Source organism: Streptomyces fructofermentans (assembly GCF_014651055.1).
Lineage (GTDB): Bacteria > Actinomycetota > Actinomycetes > Streptomycetales > Streptomycetaceae > Streptomyces > Streptomyces fructofermentans.
In genome coordinates, this window is sequence record NZ_BMWD01000006.1 from 239907 (window position 1) to 253336 (window position 13430).

The 13430-nt window shown below is 72.7% G+C and carries 8 protein-coding genes; 7 read left to right on the top strand and 1 reads right to left on the bottom strand.

Translation table 11 applies throughout. The features are described from left to right. The first annotated feature begins 16 nt into the window (after nucleotides 1-16). The 6 genes from IE265_RS11290 (at nucleotide 17) to obgE (ending at nucleotide 9338) form a co-directional block, all read left to right on the top strand. Nucleotides 17-814, top strand: coding sequence for a TIGR03936 family radical SAM-associated protein (locus IE265_RS11290; RefSeq protein ID WP_190035321.1), 798 nt, complete (start codon nucleotides 17-19; stop codon nucleotides 812-814). Nucleotides 815-1063: 249 nt separating this feature from the next. Beyond that, entirely contained in the window at nucleotides 1064-5200 is a 4137-nt protein-coding gene (locus IE265_RS11295; protein WP_190035322.1) for an Rne/Rng family ribonuclease, read from the top strand. A 323-nt stretch (nucleotides 5201-5523) separates the two neighbouring features. Then, a complete protein-coding gene (locus IE265_RS11300; protein WP_190035323.1) occupies nucleotides 5524-6876 on the top strand; it encodes a phospholipase D-like domain-containing protein in 1353 nt (450 codons plus the stop codon). Between the two features lie 315 nt (nucleotides 6877-7191). Next, nucleotides 7192-7512 carry a 50S ribosomal protein L21 gene (rplU, locus tag IE265_RS11305; RefSeq protein WP_054231928.1) on the top strand — a complete coding sequence of 107 codons (321 nt, stop codon included), beginning with the start codon at nucleotides 7192-7194 and terminating at the stop codon, nucleotides 7510-7512. A 14-nt stretch (nucleotides 7513-7526) separates the two neighbouring features. Further along, nucleotides 7527-7781, top strand: a complete 255-nt coding sequence (rpmA, locus tag IE265_RS11310) for a 50S ribosomal protein L27 (protein WP_006374707.1) — start codon at nucleotides 7527-7529, stop codon at nucleotides 7779-7781. Between the two features lie 120 nt (nucleotides 7782-7901). Further along, on the top strand, nucleotides 7902-9338 hold the full coding sequence (obgE, locus tag IE265_RS11315) for a GTPase ObgE (protein WP_190035324.1): 1437 nt from the start codon (nucleotides 7902-7904) through the stop codon (nucleotides 9336-9338). Nucleotides 9339-9622: 284 nt separating this feature from the next. Here obgE and IE265_RS11320 read toward each other — a convergent pair whose 3' ends face one another. After that, the gene (locus tag IE265_RS11320) at nucleotides 9623-11731 is read right to left on the bottom strand and encodes a CDP-glycerol glycerophosphotransferase family protein (protein WP_190035325.1); all 2109 of its coding nucleotides are present in this window, start codon (nucleotides 11729-11731) and stop codon (nucleotides 9623-9625) included. A 485-nt stretch (nucleotides 11732-12216) separates the two neighbouring features. On the opposite strand from IE265_RS11320, the gene proB reads away from it, so the two are divergent. Then, on the top strand, nucleotides 12217-13344 hold the full coding sequence (gene proB, locus IE265_RS11325; protein WP_229916128.1) for a glutamate 5-kinase: 1128 nt from the start codon (nucleotides 12217-12219) through the stop codon (nucleotides 13342-13344). Nucleotides 13345-13430: the final 86 nt, after the last annotated feature.

Sequence of the window (13430 nt, forward strand, 5' to 3'; positions counted from 1 at the left end):
TCCGCCCGCACCCGCGGTGCAGCGCATCCGACTGCGCTACACCAAGCGCGGCCGCCTCCGGTTCACCAGCCACCGCGACTTCCAGCGCGCATTCGAGCGCGCGTTGCGCCGCGCCGAGGTGCCCATGGCGTACTCGGCGGGGTTCACGCCGCACCCGAAGGTGTCGTACGCCAATGCCGCACCCACCGGCACGGGCAGTGAGGCCGAGTACCTGGAGATCGCGCTCACCGAGGCGCGTGACCCCGACAAGCTCCGCGAGCTGCTCGACGAGTCGCTGCCCGACGGGCTCGACATCATCGACGCGGTCGAGGCCCGCACCTCGGGCCTCGCCGACCGGCTCACGGCGTCCGTGTGGGAGCTGCGCCTCGACGGCGTGTCGCCCGAGGACGCGCAGCGGGCCGTCGACGCCTTCACGTCGGCCGACACGGTCGAGGTCCAGCGCCGGGCGAAGAACGGCATGCGGACCTTCGACTCCCGCGCCGCCGTCGCGAGCCTGGAGGCCCGCGCGGCACAGCCCGAAGCACACGGTCCACAGGCTGATAGGCCGAGCGACCAGGCCTGTGCGATACTGCGGCTGGTTGTTCGGCACGTGACGCCTGCCGTTCGACCTGACGACGTCCTGTCCGGTCTCCGAGCCGTGGCCGACCTGGCGCCGCCGGTCCCCGCAGCGGTGACCAGGCTGGCGCAGGGGCTTTTCGATGAAGAGACCGGCACGGTGACCGACCCGCTCGCGCCCGACCGCGAGGCGGCAGAAGCGCCCCCTGAAGCTTTCTCCGGGGATGCCGCAGCCGCCGCCGCGAAGGCGTCGGCGTAAGGAAGGTCCCGCGTAGGGACGGACGTCGAAGCGCCGCCCTCGTATCCGGGAGCCACCTGGGTCGGGCAGCGCACCGACCAGAAGACTTTCGCCAGGCCGTACGCACACATGGCGTACGGAACCGGCGAGACAGGACACAGAGAGCTCCCGTGCGGCGCCCGCGCCCCGGACGGCGGCACCGCGCATCGCGCGAGCCGCGGACGTCACCGGAACCGCGGCGCCCGGGAGCCTGACGGGAGATCCACCCGCATGCTCGAGCCGACCGAACCCGCTGAGCCCTCGAAGGGCTCCGAGAACAACACCCCCAGCGACACCCTGCCGCCGCGCCGCCGGCGCCGTGCCGCGTCCCGCCCCGCGGGACCGCCCACGGGCCCCGGCGAGGGCACCGACGCCACCGCGACCGCCGCGCCGGCCATACCGGCCGCGAGCTCCGCCGATCCGGAGACGGACGAGCCGGAAGCGGTGGAGGAGGCGGCCGTGACGGCCGCCGAGCCGGTGGCCGAGGAGGCCGCCCCCGCGCCGCGCACCCGTCGCCGTGCCACCCGCCGCGCGTCCGCCCCCGCGGGCGCTCCGCAGACCGCCGAGGCCGCCGCCCCGGCAGCCGAGGAGCAGCCCGCCGCCGAGGCCGCCCCGGCAGCCGAGGTCACCCAGGCAGCCGAGGCAGCCGAGGTCGCCGAGGTCACCGAGGTGGAGGACGCCGCTCCCGCGCCGCGTCGCCGCCGCGCGACCCGCCGTGCCTCCGCCCCCGCCGGCGCGCCCCAGGCCGCCGACGCCGAGGGCCGGACCGCGGCCGAGTCCGTGACCGCCGCGCCGGCCGTCGAGGAGACGCCCGCCGCCGAGGCCGCGCCCGCCCAGGCAGCCGAGGTCACCGAGGTCGCCGAGGCGGAGGACGCCGCTCCCGCGCCGCGCACCCGTCGCCGTGCCACCCGCCGCGCCACCGCGCCCGCCGGCGCCCCGCAGGCGGAGACCGAGACACCCGCGGAGGCGCCCGCCGAGGCCGCCGCCGAGCCCACCCGCCGCGCCGCCGCGAAGGCCGGACGTGACGGGACCCCCACCGCGACCGACGAGCCCACCGGGGCCGTCGCCCGCGACGAGCGCAGGGAGGCCCCCGTGGCCGCTGCCGACAACGACCGGTCCGCCGAGGCCGACGCCACCGCCGACACCGCCGACACCGAGGACGGCGCCCCGCGCCGCGCCCGCCGCCGTGCCACGCGCAAGGCCGCCGGAGGCTTCTCCGCGCCCGCGCCGCACCGGACCGCGGAAGGCGGCGAGGACTCCTCGCGGCGCCCCGCACGTCCGGCCGTCGCCGTGTTCCAGGCCCCGGTGTTCGCCGAGCCGATGTTCCAGACGCCCGAGCGCGCCGCCGCTGCCGCCGCGGCCGAGGCCGCGGAGGAGATCGAGGAGCCGGTCCAGGAGACCGCCCCGGTCGTCGAGGAGGAGGCCGCCGCGCCGCGCAGGCGCCGCCGCAGGAAGGCCGAGGAGCCCGCCGCCCCGGTGGAGCGCGCCCCCGAGCCCGAGGAGCCCGCCGACGAGACCGGCGACGACGAGTCCGCAGAGGACGCCGCGGACGGCGACGAGCACGACGAGCACGACGAGAGCGCAGACACCGGCTCGCGCCGCCGTCGCCGCCGCGGTGGCCGCCGCCGCCGCAGGGGCGACTCGGCCGAGACGGACGGCGACGAGTTCGCCTCCGACGACGCCGGCCGCGACAGCGCCGGCTCCGCCGACGAGGGGACCGCCCGGCAGAGCGGGCGCGACGGTGACGAGGCGGAGGACGCCGGCGACGAGGCCGACGCCATCGAGGAGGCGGAGGACGCCGACGACCGCGACGAGGCGGGCGGCTCCAGCAGCAGCCGTCGCCGCCGTCGCCGTCGCCGCCGCGCCGGTGACTCGTCCGGCGAGGCCGAGTCCGGCGGTGGGGACCCCGAGCGCACGGTCGTGAAGGTCCGCGAGCCCCGCCGGAAGGACGAGCGTCCGCACGACAGCTCCGACGAGGTGCAGTCCATCAAGGGCTCGACCCGCCTGGAGGCCAAGAAGCAGCGCCGCCGCGAGGGCCGCGAGCAGGGCCGCCGCAGGGTCCCGATCATCACCGAGGCCGAGTTCCTGGCCCGCCGTGAGGCCGTCGAGCGCGTGATGGTCGTCCGCCAGAGCGGCGAGCGCACCCAGATCGGCGTCCTGGAGGACGACGTGCTCGTCGAGCACTACGTCAACAAGGAGCAGTCGACCTCGTACGTCGGCAACGTCTACCTGGGCAAGGTCCAGAACGTGCTGCCGTCGATGGAGGCCGCCTTCATCGACATCGGCAAGGGCCGCAACGCCGTCCTGTACGCCGGTGAGGTCAACTTCGAGGCGCTGGGCATGGCCAACGGGCCGCGCCGCATCGAGGTGGCCCTGAAGTCCGGCCAGTCGGTCCTCGTGCAGGTCACCAAGGACCCGATCGGCCACAAGGGCGCCCGCCTGACCAGCCAGGTCTCGCTGCCCGGCCGCTACCTGGTCTACGTGCCCGAGGGCTCGATGACCGGCATCAGCCGCAAGCTGCCCGACACCGAGCGGGCCCGCCTGAAGACCATCCTCAAGAAGATCGTTCCCGAGGACGCGGGCGTCATCGTGCGCACCGCCGCCGAGGGCGCGAGCGAGGACGAACTGCGCCGTGACGTCGAGCGGCTCCAGGCGCAGTGGGAGGACATCCAGAAGAAGGCGAAGAGCGGCAACGCGCCGACGCTGCTGTACGGCGAGCCGGACATGACCGTCCGCGTCGTCCGCGACATCTTCAACGAGGACTTCTCCAAGGTCATCGTCAGCGGCGACGAGGCGTGGGAGACCATCCACGGATACGTCTCGCACGTCGCGCCCGACCTGGCCGACCGGCTGTCCCGCTGGACCTCCGAGGTCGACGTCTTCGCGACGTACCGGATCGACGAGCAGCTCGCGAAGGCGCTGGACCGCAAGGTCTGGCTGCCGAGCGGCGGTTCGCTGGTGATCGACAAGACCGAAGCGATGATCGTGGTCGACGTCAACACCGGCAAGTTCACCGGTCAGGGCGGCAACCTCGAAGAGACCGTGACCAGGAACAACCTGGAGGCGGCCGAGGAGATCGTGCGCCAGCTGCGGCTGCGCGACCTCGGCGGCATCGTCGTCATCGACTTCATCGACATGGTCCTGGAGTCCAACCGGGACCTGGTGCTCCGGCGCCTCCTGGAGTGCCTGGGCCGCGACCGTACGAAGCACCAGGTGGCCGAGGTCACCTCGCTGGGCCTCGTGCAGATGACCCGCAAGCGGGTGGGCCAGGGCCTGCTGGAGTCGTTCTCCGAGACCTGCGTCCACTGCAACGGCCGCGGCGTCATCGTGCACATGGAGCAGCCGACCTCCGTCGGGGGCGGCGGCAAGCGCAAGAAGCGCGGCCGGGGCGGCTCCGAGCAGACCCACGAGCACGAGCACACGCACGAGACGGAGACGGCCGAGCCGGCCGAGACGGCGGCCGAGGTCGCCGCGGAGGCCGCCGAGCCCGTCGCGCTGCCCGAGCCCGAGTTCGTCCCGGACGAGGAGCTGTACGGCAGCGCCGCCGAGGCGGAGGCCGCGGCCACCCGTGGCCGCTCGCGGCGCCGGACCGGCCGGCGCGCGTCGGCCCCGGCCGGTGCGCCGCGCTCCGAGTCCCGCAGGGCCGAGCGGGCCGAGCGGTTCGAGGCGGCACGGGACGAGGACGAGCGCTCCGCGCCCACCGAGCCCGCCGCCGACGCGCACGCCGAGCCCGCCGCCGTGGAGGACCCGGTCGTCGAGGCGCCGGTCGTCGAGGCCCCGGCAGCGGAGGCCGTCGTCGACGACGCCGCTCCCAAGGGCCGTACGCGTCGCCGGGCCACCCGCAAGGTGTCCGCGCCCGCCGGTTCGCCGGCGTCCGCCGAGGCGGCCGTGGTGACGGTCACCGAGCCGGTCGCCGCTCCCGCGGAGCCGGAGGCCGTCGCCGAGCCGAAGGCAGCCGAGCCGGAGGCCGTCGCCGACAGCGCCGCCCCGGCCCGTCCGCGCCGCCGCGCGGTCCGCAAGGCCACCGCGCCCACCGCCGCCGCGGAGTCCGCCGTCACGGTCGTCCCCGCGACGCCCGCGGAGGCCCCGTCCGCCGAGGCGCCCGCCGAGGTCGAGGCGGCCGAGGACGCGTCCGAGGAGGAGGCGGCTCCGGCCAGGAAGACGGCCCGCAAGGCGGTCAAGAAGGCGCCGGCGAAGAAGGCCGCCGCGAAGAAGACGACGACGGCCAAGAAGACGGCCGCGAAGAAGACCGTGGCCAAGAAGGCGACCAAGACCGCCAAGACGGCCGCCAAGTCGACGTCGAAGAAGACCGCGGCGGCCGAGCAGCAGGCGCCGTCCGCCGTCACGGCCTCGACCGACGAGGACTAGCCGAGGACCGGAGGCCGGGGCCCGGGGCCCCGGCCTCCGGGCTCCGGCTTCCGACATCCGCGCCCTCCGGCCGGCGGGACGACCGCCGGCCGGAGGGCGTTGCCGTGTCCGGCGCCCGGATGCGTCCGTGTCCGCCAACTGCCGGGCGGACCGCCCCGTTTGGCATTGGCTGACATGGTTTCAGGAGCATCACGGATCTCACATTCCACCCCCCGCCCCTTGGATCGAGATCATCTACGTGTAAAACTCATGCAGTCGTTCGTGTGAATGCACGGGTGCGTGTTTGGGGAGAACGCTCACACGTGTCAGGGGAGGGGATCACCATGGCGCGCGTGCGCCTGAAGGGCACGGGGCGACACCGTGCCGTGAAGCCGGTCACCGGAGGGCGTCAGGCCGTCGCACTGGCCACGGTGCTGTCCGCGGCGGGCGTCCAGGCCGCCACGTCGGCCGGTTCGGCGCAGGCTCTGGACAACCCGACGTGGATCGAGGGGCCGATCTTCAACGATCCGCTCGGCACGGTCGACGAGCAGGCCGCGATCCGCACCCGGCTGATCGAGCTGACCAACGCGGCGCTGCCCGGGTCCACCATCAAGGTTGCGGTCTACCACGTGTGGGAGGCCGGCGTCGTCAACGCGCTCGTGGCCGCCAAGAGCCGCGGTGTGCACGTGCAGGTGCTGCTCGACGAGTCCAGCATCAGCGACCGGCCGACCAACACCGCGTACGGCGTGCTGGCTTCGGGCCTCGGCACGGACCGCACGCAGGGCTCGTACGTCGCGACCTGTCCGGAGAACAAGTCGTGCCTCGGCGACCCGAAGTTCGGGCAGTCGATCATGCACAACAAGTTCTGGCTGTTCTCCGCGGTGCAGGGCGCCACGAACGTGGTCGTGCAGACCACCTCGAACTCCACGCCCTCCGCGCACACCCGGTTCTTCAACGACGCGCTGCTGCTGCCCAACAACCCGACGATGTACGACGCGTACGCCGACTACTTCGACACGATGGTCGCGCAGGACTGGGAGTCCTGGAACTACCGCACGGTGAGCAACGGCCTCTACAAGGCGTACTTCTTCCCGCGGACCGGCAACAGCCGTGCCACGGACACCGTGTACTCGGTCCTCAACAACGTCACCTGCAAGTACAAGGACACCGCGGGCGTCACGCAGTCGACCAAGGTCCGGGTGGCGATCTTCAAGCTGACGCGGATGGCCATCGCGGAGAAGATGGTCGCGCTGAAGAAGGCGGGCTGCTCGGTGAGCATCGTCTACGCCGAGTCCGACAGCGCCAAGAGCACCGGCGGCACCCCGGGCACCTGGGAGAAGATGCACACCAGCGGCGGCCCGACCGTCCGCTGCTACAACGACGACCGGGACCCGCTGAACCCCGGCCAGAAGCTCACGACGCCGTACATCATCCACTCCAAGTACATCCTCATCGACGGCATGTACGACGGAGTGAAGAACAAGGTGAGCTTCACCGGCTCGGGGAACTACACGGGCCCCGCGCTCCGCGAGAACGACGAGTCGATCGTGAAGGTCGACGACGACGCCGTGCACGACATGTACCGCGTGCACTTCGACCGGGTGACCAAGGTGGCCTACCCGGGCACGGCGGACGCCACGGACCTGTGCAAGGGCGTGAAGCCGCTGCCGGCGGACGGCGAGAAGCCCACCGTCTAGGGGCGAGGGCTCGGGGGAGTCCCACGGGCCCGCTCCCGCGGCCGTCGGCGGCTCCCGTCCGCACGGGCCCGGGGAGCGGCGCGTACGGGCCGGTCGGGGCCCGCGGGGACCGGTCCGCGGCCCGTCCCGGGACCGCCCGGGGCCCGGTTTGACCCCCAGGTCGGGGCCCCGTAACCTTGACCCTCGGCGTGTCCACAGACACGCCGCATTCCCGTAAACCTCTTCCTCCCGGTGGCTCGCGCCCCGGGAGAGGCCACCTGCTTTGCGTCGGTGGCTGGACTGCGGGGATTCCGAGCGAACGAGAGAGAGATCAGCGTGTACGCCATCGTGCGCAGCGGTGGTCGCCAGCACAAGGTTGCTGTCGGCGACATCGTTGAGGTTGACAAGATTCCCACTGCCAAGGTCGGCGACACGGTCGAGCTCTCGACCCTGCTCGTTGTCGACGGCGACGCTGTCACCAGCGACCCGTGGGTCCTTGCCGGTATCAAGGTCCAGGCCGAGATCGTGGACCACCACAAGGGCGTCAAGATCGACATCCTTCGCTACAAGAACAAGACCGGCTACCGCCGTCGTCAGGGCCACCGCCAGCAGTACACGGCGATCAAGGTCACTGAGATCCCCGCGGCTGCGAAGTAAGGGACTGAGGAGAGATGGCACACAAGAAGGGCGCATCGTCCACCCGGAACGGTCGCGACTCCAATGCTCAGCGGCTCGGCGTGAAGCGCTTCGGCGGTCAGGTCGTCAACGCCGGTGAGATCCTGGTCCGCCAGCGTGGCACCCACTTCCACCCCGGCGCGAGCGTCGGCCGTGGCAAGGACGACACGCTGTTCGCGCTGGCCGCCGGTGCGGTCGAGTTCGGTACGCACCGTGGCCGCAAGGTCGTGAACATCGTTCCGGTCGCCTGACCGGTACTTTTCGCGAGGCGGACCTCACTTCCCGTACGGGAAGCGGGTCCGCCTTTCGCGTGTTCTAACTGAGTAGAGATCTCAGCTGGTCTTTCCCGTACGTAACTGGAGGCACATCCCATGACCACCTTCGTGGACCGCGTCGAGCTGCATGTCGCCGCGGGTAGCGGAGGCCACGGCTGTGCCTCCGTCCACCGGGAGAAGTTCAAGCCGCTCGGCGGTCCGGACGGCGGCAACGGCGGCCGCGGCGGCGACGTGATCCTGGTCGTGGACCAGTCCGTCACCACACTCCTGGACTACCACCACTCCCCGCACCGCAAGGCCACCAACGGCAAGCCCGGCGAGGGCGGCAACCGGTCAGGCAAGGACGGCCAGGACCTGGTCCTGCCGGTGCCCGACGGCACGGTCGTCACGGACCGTGCGGGGAACGTGCTCGCCGACATGGTGGGCAACGGCACGACGTACGTCGCCGCGGAGGGCGGCAGGGGCGGCCTCGGCAACGCCGCGCTGTCCTCGGCCCGCCGCAAGGCCCCCGGCTTCGCGCTGCTCGGTGTGCCCGGCGACCTCCAGGACATCGTCCTGGAGCTGAAGACCGTCGCGGACGTGGCCCTGGTGGGCTACCCGAGCGCCGGCAAGTCCTCGCTGATCTCGGTGCTGTCCGCGGCCAAGCCGAAGATCGCGGACTACCCGTTCACGACTCTGGTCCCGAACCTCGGCGTGGTGACGGCGGGCTCGACCGTCTACACCATCGCCGACGTGCCGGGACTGATCCCGGGCGCGAGCCAGGGCAAGGGCCTCGGGCTCGAGTTCCTGCGGCACGTGGAGCGCTGCGAGGTGCTCGTGCACGTGCTGGACACGGCGACCCTCGAATCGGAGCGCGACCCGATCTCCGACCTCGACATCATCGAGGAGGAGCTGCGGGAGTACGGCGGCCTCGGCAACCGTCCCCGGCTCATCGTGCTCAACAAGATCGACGTACCCGACGGCAAGGACCTCGCCGAGATGGTCCGCCCGGACCTGGAGGCGCGCGGCTACCGCGTGTTCGAGGTGTCGGCCGTCGCCCACACGGGACTGAAGGAGCTGTCCTTCGCGCTCGCCGAGCTGGTCGGGCAGGCCCGTGCGGCGAAGCCGAAGGAGGAGGCCACCCGGATCGTCATCCGCCCGAAGGCGGTCGACGACGCCGGCTTCACCGTCGTGCAGGAGGAGGACGGCCTCTACCGCGTCCGCGGCGAGAAGCCCGAACGCTGGGTCCGCCAGACGGACTTCAACAACGACGAGGCCGTCGGCTACCTGGCCGACCGGCTCAACCGCCTCGGTGTCGAGGACAAGCTGATGAAGGCCGGCGCCCGTTCGGGCGACGGCGTCGCCATCGGCCCCGAGGAGAACGCGGTCGTCTTCGACTGGGAGCCCACGGTCATGGCAGGCGCGGAGATGCTCGGCCGCCGCGGTGAGGACCACCGCCTGGACGAGCCCCGCCCGGCCGCCCAGCGCCGCCGCGACAAGCAGGCGGAGCGGGACGAGGCGGACCAGGAGTTCGACGACTTCAACCCCTTCTAGGGCGTCCGTACGGACCACCCCGCGCCCCGCGGCCCTCTCCGGAGGGCCGCGGGGCGTTCCGCGTTCCGTGCCGACCGCTTCCGGTCTCCCGTGCCCGTCCGGGAGCGGGCCGAGACCCGGGTGGGCGGGGGAGGGGCACGGGGTACGGGGCCTCTCCCCGGGCCGTGGGCGGCCTCAGGGTGAGCCCGCGGGTGACCGCCGGGTGCGGGGAGGCGGGGAGCACGCGGAAAGGGCCCCGGGAGAAGTCTCCCGGGGCCCTTTCCGCGTGTCGGTGCGTCAGCGCGTCACGCGTTGACGGAGTCCTCCGCGCCGTTCTGCTCCTGCGCGTCCTCCGTGGCGGCCTCCTCGGCGGCCTCGGCGACCGCCTCCGCGTCCCCGGCCCGGGGCGAGGGGATCTCCGAGGCGAGCCGCGCCTCCATGCGTACGCTCCGCTCGTCCGCCTGGGTGCACAGGTCGTCGATCGCCGCGTTGAAGCGGGCCAGCGACGGCGGGTCGGACGGACCGAGCAGGTGCTCCTTGAGGGTGGCGCGGGCCGCCGCGTGACCGTCCAGCTCCGGGTGCCGGACCGCTTCGAGGAGGTCCGCGACACCCTCGGCGGCGGGCGAGAGGATGACGCCCGCGGACACCGTCGGGAAGCCCGTGCGGAACGCCTCCTCGGACATCCCCGAGGTGTTGGCGACGGCGTACGGCTTCTCGCTCGACAGCCAGTCGGAGACGACCGACGACACGTCGCTGACGAGCAGGTCGGCCTGGTTGAAGCAGGCGAAGATCGCCGGCCGCGCCTCGGTGACGATCTGGTGCTCCCACTCGGGGAAGGACGCCCAGTAGGCCTTCTCCCAGGCCAGGGTGGCCTCGGTGATGGCGGTCTCGCGGTCGCCCTCGGGCGCGCCCTGGAGCAGCATCCGCTCCATTTCGTCGGCGCTCTCCCGGAAGGCGGTGGAGGTGAGCTGGTCCAGGGCGGTCGTACGGCGGGCCAGTTCGGCCGCCGCGCTCGAGTCCGGCCGGGCACCGGAGCGCCTGGTGTTGGCCTCGCGGATCATCGCCTTGATGCGCTCGTTCGCGGCGCCCGCGCGCGGGTCCACGGAACCGGTCATCGGGTGCGGCTTGTAGAGGAGGCGTACGCCCTCGTCGGCGAGCAGCCGGCGGACGATGTTCTCGCCGGCCAGCACCACCGAGGTGTTGCCGGGGTTGCCGTCCCAGCCCTCCCAGGTGGGCGCGTAGAGCACGTTCGTGAAGGTGCCGGTGGGGGCACCGGAGAACGGCCGGATCGGCGCGAGCTGCGGGCGGCCGACCTCCACGATGTCCTTGTCCTCGACGCCGACCTCGGCCAGCGCGTAGCGCTCGCGGGCCGCGGGTCCGGCCACCCACACCTCGTCGTACGCCTTCGCGTAGGGGTTGCAGGAGGACAGCTTGTCGCTCTCGCCGTGGTTGATGAAGGCGTGCTTGATCGTGGGGATGCGCAGCACCTGCGAGGTCTTCGCGGCGTTGGCCGGGTGCAGCATCATCTTCAGCGTCGAGTTCTCCAGCGAGAACATGGTCGAGACCTTCGGGAAGCAGATGACCGGCACGTCGGTGGCGTCGATCTTCTGCACCATGAACCGCTCGCGGAGCACGATCAGCGGCTTGGCGTCGATCGCGGAGAGCGTCGAGAGCCACATGTTCGCCTGGTAGGCGGAGGTCGTGCCGCCCGAGAAGTACATGGCGACGGTCGGCCGGTAGTCGGCGAGCCACTTGTCCAGCCACTGCACGACCTGCTGCTCGTTCCTGGCGCGCTTCCTCGGCAGCAGCCAGGTGGCGAGGTGGACCGTGCCGCCGCCCAGCAGGGCGAGGGAGACACCGAGGCCGATGCCGCCCCAGTACGCGTCCGTGGTGGCCGCGGTCAGCAGCAGGCCCGTCGTGGCCGGCACGGAGAAGGTGAGCAGGCGGTGGCCCTGGCGGCGGGCCAGGATGCGCGGCGGGGCGGCGGACAGGCGCAGTGCCGAGGCGTCGATGTTGCGCGTGACGATCGGCAGCGTGCGGGTGCGGCGGACCACGACCGCGACGGCCTGGCAGGCGAAGTGCAGCGCGTAGAAGGCGCACAGGGCGACGAGCAGCGGCGCCTGTTCGCGCAGCGGGTTGATGCCGTCGATCCGCAGAAGTGCCACCAGGACCAGCATGTCGCGCAGCAACTGCCGGACCGTGACGTCGAAGCGGACCTTGCCCAGCAGTGAGAGCAGCCCGGGGTCCCGGTACTGGAGCAGTACGTCGAGGGCGAGGCCGGCGGCGCTCACGGCGACGAACACCGGGACGTTCGGCACCAGTGCTGAAACGATCTGGGCCGTGAAGAGCGCGAACATCGCGAACAGCGCGGAGAGCTGCACGATGCGGCGGGGTGCGAGTCCGGCGGAGGGCACGGAATGGGCTCCTGCGAGGGATGCGGCGGATGGGGAAGGCGTCGGGGGGCGGGCCCCTCGTACCTCGTGAGAGAGAGGCCGATCCCTGACCGTATGACCTCTGCGGGTCGCCTAGCAATCTTGCGTGAGAACTATCACCGGATATCGGGCCAAAACGGCGAGAGCCCGTGCGGCGACCGGCAGTTCCGCCTCCCGCCCTGGTCCGCGGGCCTCCCGGCCGGCGCACTCGGCGTAGGGCGTGTCCCCGGTCACGCGGAGCGTCCGGGACCGTCACCCGGAAGGTCCCGGAGGCCGTCACCCGCAGGAGTCACGCGCCCGTCACCCGGAAGGCCGGACGCGCGGTGTCCGGCGGCGCCCTCGGGCCCGGTCCGGCGGGGTGTCCGCCACCCGGAATCCGGCGGCGTCCGGCACTCCCGGTCACGTAGATTGCACGCACCGGGCCCGCCGGAACACCGGGTCGGACGTTTCCGAACATGGGGGAGAGCGTGTCAGCGGCAAGGCAGGACGTGGCGGACGCCCGCCGGATCGTCGTCAAGGTGGGCTCCTCCTCCCTGACCACCGCCTCCGGGGGCCTCGACGCCGACCGGGTGGACGCCCTGGTCGACGTCCTCGCCAAGGGCCGCAGCGGCGGGGAGCGGGAGATCGTCCTCGTCTCCTCCGGCGCCATCGCCGCGGGCCTCGCCCCGCTGGGCCTGCGCCGCCGGCCCAAGGACCTCGCCCGCCAGCAGGCCGCGGCCAGCGTGGGCCAGGGCCTCCTGGTGGCCCGCTACACCGCGTCCTGCGCCCGCCACGGCATCCGCGTCGGCCAGGTCCTGCTCACCTCCGACGACATGAGCCGCCGCGCCCACCACCGCAACGCCTCCCGCACGCTCGACAAGCTGCTCGCGATGGGCGCGCTGCCGGTCGTCAACGAGAACGACACCGTCGCCACGGACGAGATCCGATTCGGCGACAACGACCGCCTCGCGGCCCTCGTCGCCCATCTCGTACGCGCCGACCTGCTGGTCCTGCTGTCCGACGTCGACGGGGTGTACGACGGCGACCCGGCCAGACCCGGCACCACACGGTTGGCGGAGGTGCGCACCCCGGCCGACCTCGCGCACGTCGAGATCGGCAGCACGGGCAAGGCGGGCGTCGGCACCGGCGGCATGGTCACCAAGGTGGAGGCCGCCCGGATCGCGGCGGCCGCCGGCATCCCGGTCGTGCTGACCAGCGCGGTCCACGCGGCGGACGCCCTCGCGGGACGCGACACCGGGACCTACTTCCACGCCACGGGCCGCCGCTCCGCCGACCGGCTCCTGTGGCTCCAGCACGCGTCGACCCCGCAGGGCGCGATCGTCCTCGACGACGGGGCCGTGCGGGCGGTGGTCGAACGGCGTACGTCCCTGCTGCCCGCGGGCATCGCCGCCGTGGAGGGCGACTTCGTCGCGGGCGACCCGGTCGAGCTGCGCGACGGCACGGGACGCGCGGTCGCCCGGGGGCTGGTCAACTTCGACGCCAAGGAGATCCCCCAGCTGATCGGCCGCTCCACCCGCGAGCTGGCCCGCGAGCTGGGAGCGGCGTACGAGAGGGAAGTCGTACACAGGGACGATCTGGTGCTGCTGCACCCGTAAACGGCCGAAAGGAAGGCTCCCGCCGGTGGACGTTCCGTAAAACCGTCACACGGAGCCGCCCCACCTGCTCAACTTTGTTTCAGGGA

Excerpts from the sequence above, each read along its gene's own strand:
- IE265_RS11295 (WP_190035322.1), top strand. The coding sequence starts at position 1,064 with ATGCTCGAGCCGACCGAACCCGCTGAGCCCTCGAAGGGCTCCGAGAAC.
- IE265_RS11300 (WP_190035323.1), top strand. The coding sequence starts at position 5,524 with ATGGCGCGCGTGCGCCTGAAGGGCACGGGGCGACACCGTGCCGTGAAG.
- rpmA (WP_006374707.1), top strand. The coding sequence starts at position 7,527 with ATGGCACACAAGAAGGGCGCATCGTCCACCCGGAACGGTCGCGACTCC.
- obgE (WP_190035324.1), top strand. The coding sequence starts at position 7,902 with ATGACCACCTTCGTGGACCGCGTCGAGCTGCATGTCGCCGCGGGTAGC.